Below are 22,613 nucleotides of genomic sequence, written 5' to 3' on the forward strand. Positions count from 1 at the left end.
AGCTGTATGCCTTTTGCGTCGCCATCAGAAAGTTAATGTATTCAATAGCCGTATATTTGGGTGGATTCATTGCTTCCTTTTACCCCATCTTCAGCCCAACTGCGTAACTCCTGTTCTTATAGAGGCACAGTCCTTAATAGAGTCGGCATCAGGAAATGCCAATTGCTGCTTTTTTCACTAACTATGGAGTGGTTGATGGAGGTGACTTTAAAAGTTCTCGGCTTTCCAGCAGCGCTGTGGTCGTATTTATCACAATCTGGGCGGCTCCTTGGAAAAACGAGCGATCGAGATTTTCTGGGGTATCGCTGGGCTGGTGGTAGTGGGGTGTACGCAGATTTGCCGTATCAGTGACGAGTACCGCGCCTACTCCCTGATACCAGAATGGCGCATGATCGCTGCGTAAAACGTCAGGTGTCAGCATTCCTTTCAGGGGAATTGGCAACGTCACAACGGTTGGCAAACCAGGCTTACCCGGTTTTTGAAAGACATCTAACAATGGCAAGTGTTCTATGTCGCCAACTACCGCCAGAAAGTCCCCTTTGTCGGTCGGAGGGGTGACAGGTAATCCAGGGGGGTATTTTTGACAACCTGCGGTGTAGCAAGCGTAACCTACCATGTCCATGACGATGACACCGTGCAGGTTTTGCAAATTTGCTTTATTTGTGGTAAAGGCAATACTTCCCCGGAGTCCTGCCTCCTCCTGGTCAAAGAAGACTAGCTGCAAGGTGCGGGGCGTGGGACGGGAGGCGAAAAGACGCGCCAGTTCCAGAACTACGGCAACTCCGCTGGCATTGTCATCGGCACCAGGAGAGGCGGGAACGCTGTCGTAGTGGGCGGCTACGATAATTGTTCCGGCTTGTTTATCGGTGCCTTGGCGAGTTGCAAGGATGTTGACGCCGCCCTCGAATTGTTGTAGATTTGGCGACCATCCCAGTTTTTGCAGGGATTGGGTGAGGTAATTTTTGGCGCGATCGCGTTCTTGTTGTGTATACCGCTGATAGTTCAACGCCTGAACGTGCGCCATTAGTCGCTTTGAGTCTACATCAGGAGCGTTGACTGGTTCTTCAGATGCTACCACCACGTTGAAACGAGTCGGCGGTTCGCTAATGTTCTCCACGGAGCTTTTAGTTACTGGCTCCGGACGCGGCTGGAAAAATTTGCTGCTACTTAAGACTGCTGCGATCGCTAACAGCGCCAAAACCACCGAAAATATCCATTTCCTCATTTTTTGTACCTTAAATTCCCATTCCTTTATCACCGTCCCCGTTCCAGTCCTACAATAACGACTGAGGGAGACTGACTGCTGAGAATTGGGAATTCACTGGTGTCCCGCCCGTTCGGACTAAGGACTAATAATTTAAAAATGCTGGATTTGTTGCTAATCATGGCTTTGGGATTCCTTGGGAGTTTTGGTCACTGCGCGGGAATGTGTGGCCCTCTTACCGTGGCGTTTTCCCTTGGACATCAGCAACAGACTCCTGCAAACTGGCGACAACAATTTTATTTTCACATCTTGCTGAACTTGGGACGAATTGCAAGTTATGCCTTGACAGGTGCGTTGCTAGGCGGTATGGGTTCGATGCTAATTGCTGGGGGACAGCTGGCGGGAATTGGGAGTGACTTGCGAAGAGCGATCGCTATTTTCACCGGAATCATGCTGATTTGGTTTGGCTTAGTGCAAATAAAACCAGATTTCCTGCCACGTCTGCCAGTGTTACACCCGCTCAAAGAAGGCGGCTTGCACAATCGACTCAGTGGGGCGATGATGAAGCTGTCGCTGAAATCTAACTCTTTGACACCAGCTTTATTAGGACTGGTCTGGGGTTTAATTCCCTGCGGTTTCCTGTATGCTGCCCAAATCAAGGCAGCTGAAACCGGAAATCTTGTTCAAGGTGCGACAACTATGTTGGCGTTTGGACTGGGAACGCTACCAATAATGCTCGGTGTCGGCGTTTTTGCCAACCGAGTCAGTGCTGATAAACGCAGTCAGTTGTTTCGGTTGGGCGGTTGGGTGACACTTACCATTGGAGCGATCGCGTTGCTGCGGACTGGCGACACAATGGTAGATTACACTGGACACGCGGCATTGCTGTGTTTAATCTTAGCGCTGATTGCCCGTCCCATCAGCCGCTTCTTTAGCGCCCCATTACGTTATCGTCGTGCCTTGGGAGTAGGCGCATACGTGCTGGCTTTGGCTCATACGGCACATATGCTAGAGCATACGCTGAACTGGAATTTTCAGGCAATACCTTTTATGTTGCCGACGCATCAACTGGCAATGAGTGCAGGAGCAGTAGCTTTAGTATTGATGACTCCGGCTGCACTCACCAGTTTTGACCGGATGCAGCAGCTTTTGGGGAAACGCTGGCGACAAATTCATCTGTTAAGCCTTCCAGCTTTTCTTCTGTGTGCAGTTCATGCAGTGCTAATTGGTTCTCATTACCTTGGCGGAATGGAACAAATTTGGAGCAACAAACTACTGACAGTGCTACTGGGAGTTGTGACGCTCTTGGTTTTGCTGGTGCGCTACCGTGGGATTTGGTCAGTTTTATCTCTAGAAAAATTATATGTCCCCCCTAGCCAATCCCGATAAAAGTCTCGCTTCCTCGTTCCCAGTCTCTGACTGGGAACGAGGAAGCAAGGCACCTAAAATAGCTAACACCCAGGAATTGAGGCACCTGACAGTAGGCATTCCCAGCCGGAATCAAAGGTTCTTGCCAACAATTGCGGAAACACTACTAATACTCCTAACCTTGCTGACCGCACCCGCATCTGCCCATAAAGTACAGATAGCAGAGGATGTGGGCGGTACTCTCCACATCGAACCCAACGACAACCCCAAAGCTGGCGAACCATCTCTAGCTTGGGTGGCGCTTACCCGCAAAGGCGGTCAAGTCATCCCTTTGCAAGAATGTAATTGCAAATTGTCCGTATACTCGCAACCCCGCACCCAACAGACAACGCCGTTACTTTCACCACCACTAAAAGCCATTTCAACAGAAGGTTATCAAGGGATTCCTGGTGCTTCTGTTGTCTTCCCATCTCCTGGGGCTTATCAGTTGCAACTGAGTGGAACACCAACATCTGGGGCAGATTTTAAACCGTTTGAGCTAAAATTTACCGTCACCGTGGCAGCTGGGACAGGGGTGCCAAAAGTTAGTCAACAGACAACGCAGCAAGTTGCCCAGAATAGCTTGGCAGATAAAGAAGGCGGGAGTAGTGCTGACCTGCATACACCAATAGCGATCGCTTTGTTGACGCTTGTCGTAGCGATCGCGATTGGTGTGTGGCGGCGGTTAAAGTGAAAGTTATATTTGCATATCGTACTGTTCCAAGAGCGATCGCAGCTTCTGCTTCACTTGTTCGCGCACGGACTCCGGCGACACCACCACACAGTCTGGCGCATACTGCATGACTTCTCGGATAAACCAGAAGCTACTAGATACTTTCCTAACTACTCGCCGCACTCGCTGTCTATCGGCTAACCAGTCATTAGCAATATCTTCAGGTTTAGCTTTATAGGCAAAAGCCAAGCCACCCGATAAGTGCATTTCCACATCTACCCGATCCAAATCAAGCCGCCACTTACCCGCGACAGGCATCACCGCAGCTTCTTGGATGCGGTCTAAACGTAGACTCCAGTTGTGAGCCAGTTTTGGTATATCTAGGTTTCCCTCCGTCTCCTCACACCAGCAATCAAGATATTGTCGTTTTTCGTGAGGGGTAACTTTAGCATAGCGGACAGTAAAGTTCCATAAGCGTCCAGCTGCATCTTCATAGGACATTTGAAACGGCGAGTTCCGGCGGATATAGCGGTCAATCTCCAACCGCCAAGGTGGAGGCAGATTCTCTAAGAAACGTTCTATGTCTCGTCGCAAAGGCAATGATAGTTCGCTACGTTCGAGAAGCAAGTTAGCAATAATTTGGGCTTGTTCAATCTGTCCCATGTCGGTCAAAGCACTGACCGCTTGTTCTAGCGCTCTGATGCGCGTTTCTGACCAATCATTGTTATGACCGATGAGGAGTTGGCGACGGGCGATCGCTTCTACCAGCTTAGAAATGTTTGGGCGATCGCCCCACATCATGCCGAGTTCGAGAGCGATCGCTTCTAACTCGGCTTTGTCGCGATCAGAGATTGACAGGGTTATAGACTGACCTTTTCGACTCATTATATACGGACACTTTTATACGGATATGTCTTGTCAACCTCTATTTTGAATGCCAATATAAGAACTAACAACAAGTTACGGACACAAAATCAGTATATGTCCGATTATAGAATTACTCTCAAGCCTGTTTACTCTTGTCCTGCGTTAGAGATACCAAAAGACGTAAAGCTACCGGAGGGTTGGTCGCTTTCTTGGCATCAAGTCGCAACTTTGGAGGCACTACGCAACCCAAATGTTGACGTTATTTTTAACACGGCAATGACGGGTGATGGCAAAAGTTTGGCAGCTTATTTAGAGACATTACTGACATATTTTTGTGCAATTGGTCTGTATCCAACTAATGAACTTGCTCGTGACCAGGAAACGCAAATTCAGGAGTATGTTGAAAAATTTAAGCCTGATATTAAGCCGCGTGTGGTTCGACTCAGTGGGCAAGAGTTAGAGATTTATGCTGAAAAACAGGGATTAAAGAAAGCCGCAGCGATTGAGTCTCGCGCTGGCAATTCAGAAATTCTCTTAAGCAATCCTGATATTTTCCATTACTTACATCAAGGTAAATATTTAACTCGTGATGATAGTCCTGATAAGCTGTGGAACCGGATAGATAAGGATTTTAATTTATTCATCTTCGATGAATTTCATGTTTTCCAGGCTCCGCAAATTGCTAGTGTGATTAATACCATGCTGTTAATCAAGAATACCAATCGCGACAAGAAATTTCTTTTCCTGTCAGCAACGCCAAATAAACAACTGATAGAGCGATTGCAATTAGCTGGTTTTCGGTGTAATGAGATTAACCCAATTGAGGAGAATAAATATCAGTTTCCAAATACAGAGGCTCAGTGTCACCAGTTACAAGAAGAAGGATGGCGACAAGTATCACGAGAAATTTCTCTTCAGTTTATCTCTTTGGAATCTAGCAATAAGGCTTCTGAAACTTGGTTGAAAGATAACAGTAATCTCATTCTGGCTCACTTTCAGCAGCATCCAGGTAGCAAAGGGGCAAAAGGGGCAATCATTCTCAACTCGATTGCTGCGGTGAAGCGTCTTACATCGTTCTTTCGGGAACTGTTGCAGCCTTATGGTTTGGTGGTTGGAGAGAATACGGGTTTATCTGGGAAGGAGGAAAAAGAGCGATCGCTTTTAGCTGACTTAGTTCTCGGTACTAGCACAATTGATGTTGGGGTTGACTTCAAGATTAACTTTCTAATCTTTGAATCAGCAGATGCAGGTAGCTTTGTTCAACGGTTAGGGCGCTTGGGACGACATGATGGCTATGAACGGAATGGAGAAAATATTAAGTTTGAAACTTTTACAGCTTACGGATTGATACCCAACTTTTTAGTAGAACGTTTGTTTCAAGGCGACTCTCCACCTTTAGAAGAAACTGGTATCTATGATCGTTCTTTCTTCCACAACCAAATTCGGGATAATTATCGCAGACTTAATGATTTTGAAGGTTATTACTCTCGCTGGGGTAATGTACAATCGTTGAGGATTTGCCAACAACTAGGGCATAAGACTATCAAGCAACAGTATGAAGGTAGCCAGAAGGCATTTCAGGCAGCTTGCGAAGAAGTGTTTAATACTAGCCTGAAAAAGGTTTTTGGTCGTAGCGAGGCATGGAAAAGAGAATGGCAGCAACTTTCAGGTAAGGATAAGGGAAATCCGATTGCTGAAGATGCTGCTACTTTTCGAGGCTTTAGTCCTCTTCAGTGTGGCATCTATGATTTAACTGAATCGAATGAAGCAGATAGGTTTAAAACTTACGATTTACCAGGGATTTTGAGCAATCTAGAAATTGAGGTGATGACAGAAGCAGATTTTACGCGACTCTTAAAAGAAACGGCTGAACGCATGGGACAACCTATTGCTAAGGGACGTTTCAAGGACTGTCTCGCATTCCTGAAGTTACGGACATATCGAGAGGAACGGCTGAACTGGCGATTTACCTATTCTGGTGATTTGCAAGAGAAAGCTGATGCTTGGAAAGTTCAGGTGTTGACGGGTATCGAGATTTGGCAACCTGAGAATTATTGGATTGGTGAAATTAATAAGCGGTTGAGGAAGGAAGCGTTAGTTTGTTATGTGCTACGGCGTCCGGTTGCAGAAGTGCGATCGCGTTTGCGCCTTCCCATGCACTTTGCGATTTACCCAATCAGCGATCGGTACAGTTTTCACGATACAACTGCACCCTATTCTATTGCTTTCAGCCAGTCAGCTTTACTGCTGGATACCCTTGCCTATTCGTTCAAAAGTAAAGGAGATGAAATATGGATTGCTTAGGGTTTGAATCCCTGATAGGGATTCAGCTATCTTGCACAAGATGCAAGCAGGAGGGCATCAGATCGCTATTGAGTAGCTCGTGTTTCAATCCCTGATAGGGATTTATACTCAGTTGAATAATGGCAAGGGGTCTTGCCCTCCTGACAAGAGTATAGCAGAGGGGGAGGCGAACAGTTATGATGACACTAATATGGTTACGAGATACTCAATAATAAAAATACATTATATCGAGTATATCGTGACTAGGTGATTATGATTCATAAGGAAAACTGTTAATGTTCAGCCAAAACCCTGACCTGTACCTGATTCGACGTGTGCTAAGCCAGCTGAGCCATTTAGTTGATGCACTTGAAGCAGAGCGACAACAGAATGCGCTCCAAAATGAACGACTATCTAACCACCATAGTCGGCTCAGTGAGTTGGAGAAGAACCAGGAAGAAATTATGCAAATGCTTCACAATCAGCAAATTCAGAGTCAGAGTCAGCAGATTCAACTTGAGGAGTGTCAGGAGTCAGCCGACTTTGCGGTGAGGGAAGTTCGTCACCTTACACACCTGGTTGGTGAAAAAGAGGCTCTAGAGGAGCGAGTAGCTTTTTATTGTCCACCAGATTAAGAATCCATGTGCAATTCATAAACCAATTAAAGGCTTTACGTTCACTACAACCTTAACTAAGATTTAGACTGCAATGAAGATACCCACAATTGAAGAACTCAGGTTACTTTCTCCACAATTCGCTGAGAAAAGACCTTATTTGAAAATGTTAGTTTTATTTGGTTCCAGAGCCACAGGTAAAATTCATGCAGAGAGTGACTGGGATTTTGCTGCTCTCTACGATGAAGAAGTCCGTAAAGCTTACATAAAAGATAATGCTTGGGCTTGGTTTGAAGTGCCTCAACTGCTTAGTGATTTTTTTGAAATTAACAGCGACAAAATTGATGTCGTAGAACTAAATAACTGTTCCTGGTTAATTGCTCACTTCGTTGCTCGTGATGGAGTCCTTCTTTATGAGAAAGACCCTGGAGGGTTTGAGTATTTTCGGCTAACTGCACTAAGGAGTGAATCAGAGCTTAAAAAGTTTCGTCAAGACCAACGCCAGCTAATCGATATGGAATTGAAAGAGTGGGGCGTATGACTGACATAGACTCTGAACTGGTTCTAGTCAGGCTTAGATTGCTAGTCAACTATCGCAACACCTTAGAAGAGTTTAGGTCTGTTAGCCTCGATGAATACTTAAGTGATTTTCGCCAGCAACTTATTGTGGAAAGACTCTTGCAGCTAATGGCTGAAGCAGCGACAGATATTAATAAAAATCTTTTAGTACAGTTACATAACATTAGTCCAGCAACATCGATTAATCCATTTCTTGAAGCTGGACGACAGGGCATTATCACACCAGAATTAGCGGCAGAATTAGCGCAAGCTGCTGGAATGCGAAACATTTTAGTCCATCAGTACAAAGAAATAGACAGCCGAATCGTATTTACAGCTATTCAAAAAGCTTTAGCTCAATATCCACTTTATATACAGCAAATTACAGTCTATCTAGATTTATTAGAGGAAAAAGATGCCTAAGAAACGTAAAGGCTCTGAGCAGGAAGAAAAACAGTTATCGCTATTTGATCATCAAGATGAATCAGACCTAACCCCCCCAGCCCCCCTTCCCTACAAGGGAATGGGGGAGCCGGACTCCCCTCTCCTTGCAGGAGAGGGGTTGGGGGAGAGGTTAACCGAAGAGTATGACGATGATGATTGGTTACACGATGAGGATTCAGAAGTTGACTTTGAACCTAGCGATCGCAATATCGAACCCCAAGCGCGGGAACTACTAACTCTCAAGCTACTGAGAGAGGCAATTCAGTCTCAGAATCCTGGCGATCGCGTAATGAGCGACTTTGCAGAGTATGTATTACCCAATCTGCTGCGAGTTGCGATTGGCGTTACAGCAAAAGGTGGTAAGTTTTTTGATGAACTTGATCGCAAGAATGAAGCGGAAGGAAAAGATAGAGTTCGACGGGATAATGCAGGCGATCAATCACTCAATACCCATTTACTCAATGGACTATTTCCAGCTAATTTAATTGAGCAACGGTTAGAAAAACTTAATACCACTGTGCAGCGAGTCGTGCGAGAACAAGAACGGCGGATGGTAATTGCTGGATTTATTTTGCATGACTTTGAGAAATTCCCGGATGCTCCTGCTGATTGTCGCAAGTTACCGCTAGAACAGCATCGTCAGATTATTGATGATAAAGTTCGTCAGCTAGGTTTAGATCGCTTTATCAATCCTGATGATCCGGAAGCTTATCGAGAGTACCTAGATGATTTGCTCTGTGTTGCTTATAACGCGCAACGGCGTTGGGATACTAACTGGAATTTCTCGGAGTTCGGGCTAAATCCAAAATTACACGATCGCACCCTTCGTGTTCTCTCAGATTTAACCTGTTTAGCTGATTCCCTAGCTTCCATCATTAAACATCCTCAAGATGGGGAAAACACAAGGCTCAATGAGTTAATTCATAGCCTGAGTGATGGACAACTAAAATTTACTTACCACAGCATATCTGAGAACCGAGGTGTACTCACCAATGTAGTGAATAACGCTTTGATGGAAGCTCATGTTAGCCTTAATACTGAGGATTTCACCTATTATGAACCACTGCTATATCTCCCAACAGGTGTCATTTACTTAGCACGACGAGATGCACCTTCTGTGCAAGTTGAAGATTTACCCGAACGGGTTGTTAACAAGATTAAACAACTTTGTGCAAGTCAGTTGCACCTGCGACAAACAGGTTTTAGCAGAGATGGCAAGGGAATGAAATATGCAGACTATTACAACTTGTTTTTTGATGATACAGGTTTAATGCAAGTCGCCCTTAGTGCCACATTGAGGATTCTAAATCCCACTAAAAGCTCTGTTGCTAAAAGCCGCAGTGATAATCTCATCAAATTTCAGCAGCAGAATGTTTTGTCGGCTAATTATAGTTTCAAGTTTGATGACGACATTCGGATTGACCAAATTGCTGAATTTGGAGATTTAATCAGTCGCAAAATTTGGAATGAACGGGTTAATCTAATTGAATTTGAGCGCAAGAAAAACAAAAAACTTGCAGAATTACCTCATCTAGATATCGTCGAGGAAATTGCTAAGTTTTGGAACCTCTCGCAGTACCTACCTCCAATCCGCGAAATTCAGCGAATTAATGAAGGCTTGAAGGAACACAAACTAAAGGGCAACACAGGTGGCGTTCCCTATGAATGGTACTACTTAGCAGCAAAGTATCTAGAGTCTCACCCTGGTTTAAGTCCAGAGGATGTTCGTCAGATTTGTGAAGAAGCGATCGCTCACATTTCTCAACTCATTCAACCCATCGTTGCACAGTACCAGTTACCGGATGGTTGGGATGATTTACGGTTGTGGGTGAAACGAGTTGTCATGCTACCCGGAAAAGCGACATCTGTCACAACATCGGCTGAAGTATTCTTACAGGAGTTATCAGGTTATCAGTTAGCTAAAAAACCGGGAAGAGGACGACAGCTAATCTGCTCTATTTCTCATTCTCCTTATACGGTAACTGAGCAGATGGAGTCAGCAGTTTTATTCACTCCCCAGGTTTACACCAATAAACAAATGTTGGGAGGTTCTAATGCTAAACGTAATATTTCCAGTATTGCTGGCATTGAAATGATGCTAAGGCAAATATTGATGAATCAAACTCAAGCTGTGGGTAAGAAGTTCGAGGATGGCAAGTATCGCTATCTCTATTTTTATCCGACTTATTACTTCACGCCAGAGACAAACAAGTTTTTGCAAAAGGCATACAGTGGCATTGCTCAAACTCGCTTTGATACCAGCATCCGCAATCACTTCATTAGTAAGGATTTTCAAGCGAATTTAGAACGCGATCGCTATCAAAGTGTTGACTCTTTTCTGATTAACGAAAATATCGAACCGGGGAAAGACCGTACCTTCAAACTGTCCTATCCAGAAGACCAGCCTTTGACATTTTACTTCATGGCGCTACCTCCTGGTCGAGATGGCACTGATACGGAATCTTGGGTAATGCCTACCTGGTTAGCTTTTGCTTTCCCGATGATTCTGGATGTCAAGACGGTAGTTTCAGAGTCACCCATTCCCCCATTTAATGATGGTGCAGAGTTTGAAGAAAGCGTCTTTCTTGATAGTGCGCCACAAGCATTCCGGGTACTGATAAAACGCGATCGCTTCCGTCTTGATTACATTCTTGAAGGTTGGACGGAAGACGGTAAGGAATATTCCGCACCCCTTAATGTGCTAACAGCCGCCTATGCTATTCACCTTGATGTTAATGCTAGACAAGGAAAATCTGGTTATGACTCCAACTGGGGACGTTTTACAGAACTGGCAAAAGATTTTGAAACCAGTCCACTCTATGTATTTAGCTACTTAAATCGTTGGGTTCGCAATCAGGGCGTTGAAACAGCACGAATCGAGAAAGTTAAGCTTTATGCCTATCACTTTTATCCCTGCTTTGACCCTTACGCCAAATATAATCCTAATTTGGAGGAATTGACTGTGGGAGAAGAATCAAGTTTAAATCATCCCAAAAAGTTGACGGAATTATATCGCAAATTTTACAGAGCCAATAAGCGATATAATCCCAAGGCAAATGCGGTATTAAAACCTATTGACATTGCTGCAAAAACTATTCTTGAAGCTGATTTAAGTTTTCAAGGTGGAGTGATGGTTGATATGGTGGCGGCTGAAGTTTCTAAATTGATGGATCGTGTTCATGCTTCTACAGCAGAGGGGCGCTGGATATTTAAAAAGCGGGAAGAAGAACGAGAAGCAATTTTGGATTTTGCTCGATACTTTGTTGAGGAGGTCTTTGAGAAATCTTTTGCAGGCGATCGCGCTCGTCTTGCAGGTAGACAAATTAACTTGATTCGAGATACCTGCGAATTTCTCTATCGCCTAGAAGATGATAAAGAAATTCGTGCTAGAGGTGAACAAGTAACAGAGGATGAAAACACAGAAGATATCCGTGAATAGCGTTTACCGCCAGGGAATTAATTCCCTGGCTCATAGAGAAAGTCCATTGAAATGGACTGGATGGACTAAACCCTTAATTTAGTCCTCTTTAGAGGACTTCAGCTATTAGCCAGGAAATTTATTTCCTGGCGGATGAGCAATCAAAGCCAAGATGTAATTGAATTTCTCAACCTATCTGGAGAAAAAATATGCGTTTTCTGAAAACCGTTGACCCAAAATTCTTCCATACTGAAATTCCCTACAAACCGATGGGGAAATACGCCCATTTTCTCACAGTTCGTGTTACGGAATCTTACCCTCTATTTCAAACAGATGGAGAGTTAAACAAGGCACGGGTGAGAGCAGGAATTAAAGCAGAAAACCAAGCACCCATCAGTCGCCTCACAATGTTTAAGCGCAAGCAATCTACCCCAGAACGTTTAGTGGGACGAGAGTTATTGCGAAACTATGGATTGATGACGGCTGAGGATTGCGAATATAACGTTAAGTTTGCGATGGATAATCCTGATTGTATTATTTACGGATTTGCAATCGGTGACTCTGGTTCTGAAAAGTCAAAAGTAGTAGTTGATACAGCATTTTCAATAACCGCTTTTGATGAATCTCACGAAACTTTTACCCTAAATGCTCCTTTTGAGAACGGTACGATGGCTTCTAAGGGCGAAGCTGGTTCTAAACCCGGTGAAGTGACTAGCCGAATTAATCAACAAGACCACATTAAACCTCAGGTTTTCTTTCCTAGCATTGTGACTCTAAAAGATCCAACTGAAGCTGGTTTCTTGTATGTTCTCAACAACATTCTCAGAACCCGACACTATGGCGCTCAAACTACCCGGACAGGTAGAGTTCGCAATCAATTAATCGGTGTGGTATTTGCGGATGGCGAAATAATCAGTAACTTGCTGTGGACTCAAGCAATTTACGATAAACTGCAAGCCGATAATAAAATTAACTCCCGCGATCCATTGAATGAAGATGATGTGATTGCTGCTGCTACAAGTGCAATTGAAACCTTAATGTCTGAGGAATTTATTGTGCATACTGATTTCATTGGGACTGAGTTTACTGCTCTTTTAAATGAGGTGAAAACATTCACTGGGGATGAAGCAGGCATTAAGGAGGTTTTGCAGAAAGCTGATGCGGAGGCTAAGGCCTATGCCAAAAAGCATATTAAACAGAAGCCTGAAGGTGATAAAGCAAAAGTAGGTAAATCTGGTAAAGCGGGGTAATAGTAATGGCGATTATTTACCGCTGTCAATTAGAGTTGCACGATAGTATGTATTATGCGACTCGTGAGATAGGAAGACTCTATGAAACAGAGCCTGTAATTCATAATTATGCGCTTTGTTATGCGCTGGGGTTGGTGGATAGTGAAGCCTACTCCACCACCGTTTCTGAAGAACATTCCTATCGTTACTTTTGTTCGGAACAAGTTCCGAAATATGAGGAGCATTTAACACCGCTGAATCTACAGGGAATTTATGTAACGCCAGCGCGATCGCTATCTCACTCCTCTACTCTCAATACATGGAAGTATGCTAACAACAACTACCATGTAGAGATGGAAAAAACTCAGAAGAATATCCCTAGTTTTGGGAGAGCAAAAGAAATTGCGCCGGAAAGTCAATTTGAGTTTTTCATTATCTCTAGTAGTTCTCTCAAGCGTCAGGACGGAAAATGGAAAATACCTAAGTGGATTCGCTTGGGTAAGTGGATGAGTAAGGCTGAGGTAAGTGTTCAGGAATTTACAGATATTAAATTGAAAACTGGGGAATTCACTGTTGCTTACCCTCTCAATCCTTTGGACGTGATGTTTACCCATCAAGTAATTAGCTATGACGTGGTAAATATGCCTCCAGTTAGCTTAATTCAAAATGTACAAATACAAGGAGAATACTACCAATTTGGTGACATCAAAATTCCAGCGCGGATGGAATATCGATTTAGTAGTTAATTACTTCCCAAAACCTTGAATCCGCTTTTTCTTTCCTGTAAATTTAGCCGCTAATAATTCGGCGGCTATACCTTTCTTTTCCTGAATCATTAGCATTTGGTTGCGCCTGCGCTGATAGGCTTCTACTTCGTCTTTTAGAGGATGATTGGGGTCAATTTTGAGATGAGTAATCGAGACTACATAGCGTTCCTTTTTCTCAGCTTCGTCTGCTAACGCGCACATAATCCCTCCCATATCGCCGGAATAATTAACCAACTCAACCGTAAATTTCTGATCGGGTGTAACCGTTTCTCCTCGTTCTCTGATTGTTTTTAGTAAAGGTTTCCTGGGGCGAACAATAATCGGTAAGCTTTCCTCTAGCTTCTTGGTTAACGCGATCGCTTCTTCATAATTATCAATCTGCATGACTGAAACTCCTAAGCCACACTTTCCTTAGTTTACCTAAAGTATATGCCCCACAGTTTAGTTCTTAATTTAGTTCCTCTGTCACCGATTTCTCCAAATTACTTAACAGGAAGACACTTACACGCTCTATTTCTCACGCTTGTTAGTTCTGTGGATTACGAACTGGGAGATTATCTCCATCAAGCTAGTGCAGACAAAGCTTTCACTCTCAGTCCCCTGCAAACACCCCACAGACGTCAACGACGGGATAACACTTTGCAATGGGAACACAAAACTGCAATACCTGCTGGTACGCCTTGTTGGTGGCGCGTTTCGCTACTTGATGATACTTTATTTGGCAAACTTACTCAACTTTGGCTAAATCTAAATCCTGATCATCCTTGGCATCTTGGCCCTACTGATTTGCAGATTACAAGTATTCAGGGAACTACTCAATCTACTCAAGTTTGGGCGAATGCTAGTAGCTATGCTCAATTATACGAGAAAGCCAGTGAAAGAGATCGCGTTCTTTCTTTCTCTTTCTCTACGCCTGCTGCTTTTCGTCAAGGACAATATGACACCACGCTCCCTACGAGAGAATGTGTATTTAATAGTCTCTTGTCCCGGTGGAATAAATACAGCGGAATCGAAATTTCCAACCTTTTCCTTGAGTCAGTTTTTCCCAGTTTTGTTGATATTCATACGGAAATTTTAGCTGACTCTCGCAGTAAGTTTATCGGACTTGTGGGAGAAGTTAGCTATCGACTGATGGGAGAAGTTACTCCTTTGGCAATTAAACATTTTAATGTTTTGGCTGATTTTGCCCTTTATTGTGGGGTGGGAAGAAAGACCCCGATGGGTATGGGAATGATGCGACGATTACCTAAATAACTAATAACTGAAGATGAAAGATACTGAATATATCCCCATTGCTTCGCTTAACCAGTATAGCTATTGTCCTCATCGTTGTTGGCGAATGTTTTGTGCGGTGGAGTTTGTTGATAACCAATACACAATCGAAGGTACTAGCTTGCACGACCGCGTTCATAGTTTTTCAGTAGGAAATCGCGAAGATACTTGGCAAGTCCGAGCAATTTGGTTGAAGTCTGAGGAATACAAGTTGATTGGTAAATCTGACTTGGTTGAATTAGATTCAGGAGAATTGTATCCGGTTGAATACAAGCGGGGAAAAAAAGGTGAGTGGGACAACGATGAATTGCAAGTTGTAGCCCAAGCTTTGTGTCTGGAAGAGATGACGGGGAAAAAAGTGAGTTGTGGCTATGTTTATTATGCCCAATCTCATCAACGTCAGCTAGTAGAAATTACGCCAGAGTTAAAACAAAGCGCGATCGCTACCATCGAATCTGTACAAACCTTGCTACAAACTGGAATAATGCCAAAACCTTTGTACAGCAAACGTTGCAAAGGATGCAGTCTTTATTCGCAATGTTTACCGAAAGCGGCTGACAAAGTGGGGCGCTATCAAGAAGCTAGTTAATTTTGGAGAAAATAATGGGGACAGTTTACGTTACGCAGGATGATTCTTTTATCGGTAAAATCGATGAACGTCTGAAAGTTAAAGTTGAGAAAAATACTATTTTAGACGTGCCATTGATTAAAGTTGATGGCTTGGTGGTCATGGGACGAGCAACTGTCTCTCCTGATGCGATCGCGCAACTTATCGAACGCAAAATCCCTCTAACTTTTTTAACTATCAATGGTAAATATCTTGCCAGATTGGAGTCAGAAATGAGTAAAAATATCTTCGTTCGTTCTGCACAGTGGAAATCTGATGGAGAATCGCCAAAAGCAATTCACGTAGCTCAAGGTTTTGTCAGAGGTAAACTTAAAAATTACCGCACTGCTTTATTAGAAGCACAGCGGCGATATTCGGAACTAGATTTGGGTGCTAATATCGCTCAATTAAGGAATGCGATCGCATCCGTTGATAAAGCTACTTCAATTGATTCTATCAGAGGTCATGAAGGTGCTGGTAGTGCTGCTTATTTTGGGTGTTTTGATGGATTGATTCGCATTGACGATTTTAGCTTTGAAACCCGTAATCGTCGTCCCCCCACAGATCCGGTAAATTCGCTTTTGAGTTTGGGTTACTCTTTGTTACGTCACGATATCCAAGGCGCTTTAAATATTGTTGGCTTTGACCCTTATTTGGGATACTTGCATACAGAGCGTTATGGACGGCCATCTTTAGCTCTGGATTTAATGGAAGAGTTTCGACCTTTGATTGTAGATTCTGTGGTTTTGGGTGCAATCAATCTCCGGATACTAAAAATTTCAGATTTTGTGACGGAACCTGTTAGTAACGCCGTTTCTTTAACTAAGGAGGGATTACACACTTTTCTGCGTTTGTATCAAGAAAAGAAGCAAAAGAAGTTTACGCATCCGGTAATGCAAAAGCAATGTACCTATCAAGAATCAATGGAAATTCAAGCTCGTCTATTAGCAAAGTATCTCATGGGAGAGGTTGACAAATATACCCCGTTGATTTTGAAGTAAAAACGTCTAACGAGTAAACTCGCGGCTATGCAAACGAAGCCTTCTTTTGCATAGCCACAAGCTTCAGGTTGTGGGCGTATATTGGCAATGTAGAGGATGCTCCTAATGAGTCCGCGAATATAATTCCTGTGGTGTATTTGCGTACAAGATGCGAGAAATCGTGTCTCTACAAAAGTAAATTCAAAGTTGAAAATTACAAAATCAATATGTTTGTTGTAATTTCTTACGATATATCTGAGGACAGTCGGCGCACTAAGATTCATAAGATTCTCAAGTCTTATGGACAGTGGATGCAGTATTCTGTGTTTGAGTGCGACTTGACTACTACGCAGTATGCTAAATTGCGATCGCGTCTGGCGAAGATGATTAAGCCAGAGCAAGACAGCATTCGCTTTTATTTCCTCTGTGGTTGCTGTCAGCCGAAGATTGAGCGCATCGGTGGCGAAATTCCAATGGATACTACTGTGTTTTTTGCTTGATGCTTGCGTCAACCAGTAGGTGTTTTTTTGAGGGGTTCGATTTTTTTGGCTCAAACGTTTATCTCGTCTAGATTTGAATGCGATCGCTCCCTATCAGAGGTTGACGCAAGCAAGCCCTGTAACCGTTACTAGAAGCGGTTTTGAGGAAATTTTGAAAATTCAGCGTTTGACAAGCCGATCTCTGAAATGGTACATTGACTCTAGATTTACGCAAACCAACCTTGAAAACTACATATATCAAGGCTTTCATACCCCGGCGGTCGGAAAACTCTATAATCCCTATCAGGGATTGAAACGATGAAATCCCCTTCTAAAGATGACCGCTTACTCGTCGGAAAACTCTATAATCCCTATCAGGGATTGAAACTACGCCATTTCAAATGAACCAAGTCCACCTACAGGTCGGAAAACTCTATAATCCCTATCAGGGATTGAAACGCAGAGCTTCGCACCCAAGAAGAGATAGATGCAATAGTCGGAAAACTCTATAATCCCTATCAGGGATTGAAACGCCTCCAGTAATTCTGGGTCAATCAAATCAATTGGGTCGGAAAACTCTATAATCCCTATCAGGGATTGAAACGTATGCAAAACGCAAAAATTAATGTTGCCGATAATGTCGGAAAACTCTATAATCCCTATCAGGGATTGAAACTTTGGCCCACTGCCAGGCTTCCGACCCTGTCCACGTCGGAAAACTCTATAATCCCTATCAGGGATTGAAACCAGAAAGTCATATCGATATTTGATGCCAAATTTTGTCGGAAAACTCTATAATCCCTATCAGGGATTGAAACGCCAGTATGGTGTATTGGCAGGCTTAACTCAAGCCGTCGGAAAACTCTATAATCCCTATCAGGGATTGAAACCCAGCAGCAAGCCGCCGATAGCGCCCGCCAGCAGTCGGAAAACTCTATAATCCCTATCAGGGATTGAAACAAAGAACACATCCGCATGGTTGCTATGCTGCAAGTCGGAAAACTCTATAATCCCTATCAGGGATTGAAACACTCCCACCAGCAACGCCGAGGCGATTATTGCCGTCGGAAAACTCTATAATCCCTATCAGGGATTGAAACGCCAGCATATTGCCATCCTTAAACTCTCCAGCGAGTCGGAAAACTCTATAATCCCTATCAGGGATTGAAACGAGTGCGGAAAGTTGAATCGCATTCTGAGTTTCAGTGTCGGAAAACTCTATAATCCCTATCAGGGATTGAAACGATACCTGGCGCATCATTCCAAGATACGGGTCGGAGTCGGAAAACTCTATAATCCCTATCAGGGATTGAAACTATGGAAACTGCTAGAGCAAATAGCTTTGGATGTGTCGGAAAACTCTATAATCCCTATCAGGGATTGAAACAAACTCAATAGATGCTGTCACCTTGCCATCATCGGTCGGAAAACTCTATAATCCCTATCAGGGATTGAAACAAAAAGGTAAGTCCCTCAAGAATAATTCTTCTGTCGGAAAACTCTATAATCCTTATCAGGGATTGAAACATACAAGAAAAAAGATTTAGCTTTTCCCTTGAAAGTCGGAAAACTCTATAATCCCTATCAGGGATTGAAACATTAGCGAAACGCCAGATATTGACAAAGCTCATGACTGTCGGAAAACTCTATAATCCCTATCAGGGATTGAAACACGAGCAACTTAGCGATCGCTAAAATTGTGTAGCCGGAAAACTCTATAATAATTCCGGACTAGCCATTGAAACTTGATTTCAATTCACATCTTGGACTATTCTCAATAAGTTCCAAAGTCCGCCAGAGATTTTAAATAACTATCACCAAGTATTTTAAAAGGTGCGATCGCATTTTCAGCTAATCGCACCTTCCGGATTACTCCACTGTCACCGATTTTGCCAAATTCCTTGGCTGATCCACATCCAAGCCGCGACGCGCTGCAATGTGATAAGCCAATAACTGCAAGGGAATCACCGTCAAAATTGGCGAAAGCAATTCTTCCACAGCCGGAACAGGTAACAAATCGTCAAAAGTTTCCGCCGCCTCCGGGTCATTCATCGGTGTCACACCAATCAAACGGGAATCCCGCGCCTTAGCTTCTTGAGCGTTCGAGAGAACCTTTTCGTACACATTACCCGGCATAGCGATCGCCACCACAGGAACTTTAGCATCCAACAACGCAATCGGCCCGTGCTTCATCTCCCCAGCCGGATAACCTTCCGCGTGGATATAGCTAATTTCCTTCAGTTTCAGCGCCCCCTCCAAAGCAATCGGGAAATTAATCCCCCGTCCCAAAAAGATAAAATCCTTAGTTTCCGCAAAATCATGAGTCAGCTGCTCAATATACCGCTCCTGACTCTCTAAAATCAGCTCAATCTGGGCTGGTAACTGCCGCAAACCAACCAAAATCTCCTCCAACCGAGTTGCCGAAATTGTCTGGCGGCGATAAGCTAAATCCAACGCCAGACAGTAAAACGCCATCAATTGAGACACAAAAGTTTTAGTCGCCGCCACCCCAATTTCCATCCCCGCATGGGTTTCGATAATTTGAGGCACCAAGTGACCTAAAGAACTTTCCGGACGATTGCTAATCCCCAACAATCGCACCTGAAACTGGCTAGGCTTACCCTCGCGACGCTTTTTTTCCATCGCCAAAGCCGCCAACGTATCAGCAGTTTCCCCAGATTGGGTAACACCTATCGTTAGAGTATTGACAGTTAAAGGCGTTGGTGCGTAGCGAAACTCAGAAGCATACTGCACCATAGTTGGAATCCCCGCCAGTTGTTCCAGCAGGTATTTCCCCACCAGCGCCGCGTGCCAACTGGTGCCACAGGCAAGAATTTGAACGTGTTCTAAGTCATCGTACAGCGACGCAGGGATAGCCAAATTAATCGGCGACGTATCCTTATCTGGATGCCAATCAGGGTGCAGATAAGCCTCTAAACAAGCGCGTACCACCCCAGGTTGCTCGTAGATTTCCTTGAGCATGAAGTGCTTGAATCCCTGTTTTTCCACCTGCACGGGATTCCAGTTTAGAGTCCGGGGAGACTTTTTCAAGCGTTCGCCAGCAAAGTTGTAAACCTCAACTCCAAGTGGTGTCAGCCGCGCCAATTCCCCATTTTCTAAAGTTAGCACCGCACGGGTATGGGGAACCAATGCGGGTGTATCCGAAGCACAGAAAAATTCCCCTTGTCCGAAACCAATAGTTAAGGGAGCTTGTTGCCGTGCGACAATCAATTCATCCGGGTAGTCTGCCGATAAAACTGCGATCGCAAACGCTCCCTCCAGTTTATTAACAGCTTCTCTTACCGCCTCTAAGAAAAGAGTAGAGGAGTGGGTAAAGCCTGGTGTAGCGGAATGGGATAAAAACTCAGCGATTAAGTGGGGAATCACCTCAGTATCAGTATCCGAACGAAACTTGTGTCCCCGCGCCTTCAGTTCCTCTCGCAAATCCCGATAATTTTCAATAATCCCGTTCTGCACCACCGCCACGCGCATCGCCGTATCCATATGAGGATGGGCGTTATATTCCTCAGGCTTACCATGAGTAGCCCAGCGAGTGTGTCCAATGCCAATATTCGCCGGGTTTACTTCCCGTTCTAGCTTCTCCCGCAAGTTGTAGAGTTTCCCCTTCGCCCGAACGCAGTGGATCTCACCTTCTGTCACTGTAGCGATTCCGGCAGAATCGTAGCCTCGATACTCCAATTTCTCCAACCCAGAGAGCAAAATTTCGGTAGCTGCTTGAGTGCCAATATAGCCGACGATTCCGCACATATATTACACCACTCCTGTTCTCACCTAATTTACAACGCTACTTGGCTATTCACCCAGCGTCAAGCCGCTTCAGGAGAGTCCTGGAAATGCCTACTGTAAGGCTTCGCCTCACTTAAGCACCCCTACGCCAACATTCAATTATGGCTTCTTTTGCGTTTTCACGCGAAGTAGAGCCTCGCTTATACTCATTCCCCACCAGAGACTGAGAATGGCTATGAATAAAAAAAAGAGAGAGCATAATTGCCCCCTCTGTACCTTGGAATTGGATGATAAAAAGTGTTTTCAAGCCAGCTTTTTAGTACGCTAAGCCCATGCTGCGGGTGGTTTCAGCATTACTCAGGTAAACTCGGATGCTCAGAAAATCTGTAGGACAAGCAGTTTCGCACCGCTTGCAACCTACACAGTCTTCTGTCCGAGGGGAGGAAGCAATCTGTTGAGCTTTGCAGCCATCCCAGGGAACCATTTCTAGGACATCCGTTGGGCAAGCGCGGACGCACTGGGTGCATCCAATGCAGGTGTCGTAGATTTTGACGCTATGAGACATTGAATAACGGCTCCTTTCCTAGTGTTCTCTAATGTCGAGCAGAAATCTTGGCTTAGTTTACCGCAGGCGCAGAGTCCCCTTCTGCAAAAGGCTACAGAACTTCAAACTCTGTAATAGATTGCCCCATGCGGCAACAATGCCCAGAAGCCTGGAAAATCCCCCTACATAAAGGCGGTTCCCCTCCCAGGCAAAGTATTATTGTCTGGAAAATTATAAAGAAGTGTAACTAAAGGCGCGCCTTGAGTCGCGATTTAAAGGTTGAGCTGCAAGACAAATTACATCTTGACGCTGACGCTGTACAAGGTGACAGAAGTTCGCGAAGCACCGCCTTAGTTGTTTTTAGTTGACGCTTAGCGGTTATGTATTGGAGAATGCGATCGCGATCGCCAATACGGAAAAATTCCCAAATTTATTTCGGTTTCCCTCACCGATGCAACCGCCCTGTTTTGGCATCATAAATTTGTGGGAACTAAAAGCTAACCCCATTGAAAAAGTTCTTTCTTATTAGTCACTACAAATTGGAGGAACTATCCTATGGCTGTGATTCGTTGGCAACCATTTTCAGAAATTGAAACCCTGCGTCGTCAAATGGATCAAATGTTTGATGAAATTGCTGGAAGCGATCGCCAGTCTGGTAAAACCTGGCAACCTGCGATTGAACTGCAAGACACGGAAGACAATCTGATTTTGCGGGCAGAAATTCCAGGCGTAGAAGGCAAGGATTTGGATGTTCGCGTCACGCGGGAAGCGATCGCTATTCAAGGCGAACATCGCTTCGAGAAAAAGACCGACGAAAAAGGCTTTTTCCGCTCCGAATTCCGCTATGGTAGTTTCCAGCGCGTGATTCCTCTGCCAGTGCCAATTCAGAACGATCAAGTCAAAGCCGACTTCAACAATGGCATCTTGACACTGACACTGCCCAAGGTGGCGGAAGCAAAGCGTACAGTCGTTAAACTCAACCTGGGTAATAACACCACCACTGCAACTCCAGAATTAACCAGTCAGCCGGAGGCTGAAGGTGCGGCGGCGACCAACTAAGCTGTCCTAGCCCTAAATAACTAATAGCTTAATAAGCGTGAGTTAACCGCTGAGTTGTCTTAACCTAATTCCTAGACCGCTCAGCGGTTATTTTTTTGCTCCTTGACTCTGAAACCGCTATCAAAACCGCCAGTTTATGGCGATACACTTGAACAAGATGTCTCAAGTATAAAAAAACGCAAAATGCCTGACTCCATAATGTATCAAGAAGATGCTTTCGTCGTTCTAGAACCCAACCAACCAGAACAATTTCTCAGCGCCGCCGAACTATTAGAAAAACTCAAGGCAATTTTGGCAACTCGTCAGGATAACCTGCCGCGAGACTTGCAAAAATTTCCCTTAGTACAGGCTCAAGCTCAGTACCTAATGGACACATCTTGCGAATTGGATATGGAGCCAGGACAATTTTTACAGTGGTATGTAGTCCGCCTGGAAAAGTAAGCGACAAGTCTTAAACCTTC

Annotated in this window: 21 protein-coding genes and 1 CRISPR repeat array; of the genes, 15 read left to right on the forward strand and 6 right to left on the reverse strand. The window is 44.2% G+C overall.

Features of this window, described 5'->3' with window-relative positions; genetic code table 11:
• Positions 1–181: 181 nt before the first annotated feature.
• Positions 182–1,225, reverse strand: coding sequence for a M28 family peptidase (locus tag H6F66_RS04160; protein ID WP_190418512.1), 1,044 nt, complete (start codon positions 1,223–1,225; stop codon positions 182–184).
• Between the two features lie 29 nt (positions 1,226–1,254).
• Entirely contained in the window at positions 1,255–1,386 is a 132-nt protein-coding gene (locus tag H6F66_RS28735; protein WP_277873895.1) for a hypothetical protein, read from the reverse strand.
• Here H6F66_RS28735 and H6F66_RS04165 point away from each other — a divergent pair.
• Positions 1,364–2,593: a sulfite exporter TauE/SafE family protein gene (locus tag H6F66_RS04165; protein WP_190418514.1), complete on the forward strand. Its 1,230-nt coding sequence runs from the start codon at positions 1,364–1,366 to the stop codon at positions 2,591–2,593. The two genes, H6F66_RS28735 and H6F66_RS04165, sit on opposite strands and share 23 nt — an antisense overlap.
• Positions 2,568–3,305, forward strand: a complete 738-nt coding sequence (locus H6F66_RS04170) for a hypothetical protein (protein ID WP_190418516.1) — start codon at positions 2,568–2,570, stop codon at positions 3,303–3,305. The genes H6F66_RS04165 and H6F66_RS04170 overlap by 26 nt, the downstream gene beginning before the upstream one ends.
• Positions 3,306–3,308: 3 nt before the next feature.
• Here the strand turns inward: H6F66_RS04170 and H6F66_RS04175 are convergent, their stop codons facing one another.
• A complete protein-coding gene (locus tag H6F66_RS04175; RefSeq protein WP_190418518.1) occupies positions 3,309–4,169 on the reverse strand; it encodes a WYL domain-containing protein in 861 nt (286 codons plus the stop codon).
• A 96-nt stretch (positions 4,170–4,265) separates the two neighbouring features.
• On the opposite strand from H6F66_RS04175, the gene cas3 reads away from it, so the two are divergent.
• The 7 genes from cas3 (at position 4,266) to cas5d (ending at position 13,443) form a co-directional block, all read left to right on the forward strand.
• The gene (gene cas3 / locus H6F66_RS04180) at positions 4,266–6,455 is read left to right on the forward strand and encodes a type I-D CRISPR-associated helicase Cas3' (RefSeq protein WP_190418521.1); all 2,190 of its coding nucleotides are present in this window, start codon (positions 4,266–4,268) and stop codon (positions 6,453–6,455) included.
• A 275-nt stretch (positions 6,456–6,730) separates the two neighbouring features.
• Entirely contained in the window at positions 6,731–7,069 is a 339-nt protein-coding gene (locus H6F66_RS04185) for a hypothetical protein (RefSeq protein WP_190418523.1), read from the forward strand.
• Between the two features lie 73 nt (positions 7,070–7,142).
• On the forward strand, positions 7,143–7,589 hold the full coding sequence (locus tag H6F66_RS04190) for a nucleotidyltransferase domain-containing protein (protein ID WP_190418525.1): 447 nt from the start codon (positions 7,143–7,145) through the stop codon (positions 7,587–7,589).
• Positions 7,586–8,029 (forward strand): DUF86 domain-containing protein, encoded by a 444-nt coding sequence (locus H6F66_RS04195; protein ID WP_190418527.1) that lies wholly within the window; start codon positions 7,586–7,588, stop codon positions 8,027–8,029. Before H6F66_RS04190 ends, H6F66_RS04195 begins: the two co-directional genes overlap by 4 nt.
• Before the next feature lie 100 nt (positions 8,030–8,129).
• Entirely contained in the window at positions 8,130–11,489 is a 3,360-nt protein-coding gene (gene cas10d, locus H6F66_RS04200; RefSeq protein WP_190418598.1) for a type I-D CRISPR-associated protein Cas10d/Csc3, read from the forward strand.
• A gap of 188 nt (positions 11,490–11,677) precedes the next feature.
• Positions 11,678–12,718: a type I-D CRISPR-associated protein Cas7/Csc2 gene (cas7d, locus tag H6F66_RS04205; RefSeq protein WP_190418529.1), complete on the forward strand. Its 1,041-nt coding sequence runs from the start codon at positions 11,678–11,680 to the stop codon at positions 12,716–12,718.
• Positions 12,719–12,723: 5 nt separating this feature from the next.
• The gene (cas5d, locus tag H6F66_RS04210; protein WP_190418530.1) at positions 12,724–13,443 is read left to right on the forward strand and encodes a type I-D CRISPR-associated protein Cas5/Csc1; all 720 of its coding nucleotides are present in this window, start codon (positions 12,724–12,726) and stop codon (positions 13,441–13,443) included.
• Here cas5d and H6F66_RS04215 read toward each other — a convergent pair whose 3' ends face one another.
• On the reverse strand, positions 13,444–13,848 hold the full coding sequence (locus H6F66_RS04215) for a hypothetical protein (RefSeq protein WP_190418531.1): 405 nt from the start codon (positions 13,846–13,848) through the stop codon (positions 13,444–13,446).
• 45 nt (positions 13,849–13,893) lie between these two features.
• Here H6F66_RS04215 and cas6 point away from each other — a divergent pair, with 45 nt between their 5' ends.
• From cas6 to cas2, 4 genes are all read left to right on the forward strand, one after another.
• Positions 13,894–14,718 (forward strand): CRISPR-associated endoribonuclease Cas6, encoded by an 825-nt coding sequence (cas6, locus tag H6F66_RS04220; RefSeq protein WP_190418532.1) that lies wholly within the window; start codon positions 13,894–13,896, stop codon positions 14,716–14,718.
• A gap of 13 nt (positions 14,719–14,731) precedes the next feature.
• Positions 14,732–15,325, forward strand: coding sequence for a CRISPR-associated protein Cas4 (gene cas4 / locus H6F66_RS04225; protein WP_190418533.1), 594 nt, complete (start codon positions 14,732–14,734; stop codon positions 15,323–15,325).
• 14 nt (positions 15,326–15,339) lie between these two features.
• On the forward strand, positions 15,340–16,344 hold the full coding sequence (gene cas1d / locus H6F66_RS04230; protein WP_190418534.1) for a type I-D CRISPR-associated endonuclease Cas1d: 1,005 nt from the start codon (positions 15,340–15,342) through the stop codon (positions 16,342–16,344).
• A gap of 206 nt (positions 16,345–16,550) precedes the next feature.
• Positions 16,551–16,823 (forward strand): CRISPR-associated endonuclease Cas2, encoded by a 273-nt coding sequence (gene cas2 / locus H6F66_RS04235; protein ID WP_190418536.1) that lies wholly within the window; start codon positions 16,551–16,553, stop codon positions 16,821–16,823.
• A 259-nt stretch (positions 16,824–17,082) separates the two neighbouring features.
• A CRISPR array of direct repeats spans positions 17,083–18,543; the repeat unit is 37 nt; unit sequence GTCGGAAAACTCTATAATCCCTATCAGGGATTGAAAC.
• Between the two features lie 128 nt (positions 18,544–18,671).
• On the opposite strand, the gene glmS is transcribed toward cas2, so the two are convergent.
• Positions 18,672–20,570, reverse strand: a complete 1,899-nt coding sequence (gene glmS, locus H6F66_RS04240; protein WP_190418538.1) for a glutamine--fructose-6-phosphate transaminase (isomerizing) — start codon at positions 20,568–20,570, stop codon at positions 18,672–18,674.
• 295 nt (positions 20,571–20,865) lie between these two features.
• Positions 20,866–21,114: a photosystem I iron-sulfur center protein PsaC gene (gene psaC, locus H6F66_RS04245; RefSeq protein ID WP_190418540.1), complete on the reverse strand. Its 249-nt coding sequence runs from the start codon at positions 21,112–21,114 to the stop codon at positions 20,866–20,868.
• Positions 21,115–21,648: 534 nt separating this feature from the next.
• On the opposite strand from psaC, the gene H6F66_RS04250 reads away from it, so the two are divergent.
• Positions 21,649–22,152: an Hsp20/alpha crystallin family protein gene (locus H6F66_RS04250; protein WP_190418542.1), complete on the forward strand. Its 504-nt coding sequence runs from the start codon at positions 21,649–21,651 to the stop codon at positions 22,150–22,152.
• Between the two features lie 183 nt (positions 22,153–22,335).
• Positions 22,336–22,593, forward strand: a complete 258-nt coding sequence (locus H6F66_RS04255) for a chlororespiratory reduction protein 7 (protein WP_190418545.1) — start codon at positions 22,336–22,338, stop codon at positions 22,591–22,593.
• Positions 22,594–22,613 lie beyond the last annotated feature (20 nt).

It is taken from the genome of Trichocoleus sp. FACHB-6 (genome assembly GCF_014695815.1).
GTDB lineage: Bacteria > Cyanobacteriota > Cyanobacteriia > Cyanobacteriales > FACHB-T130 > Funiculus > Funiculus sociatus.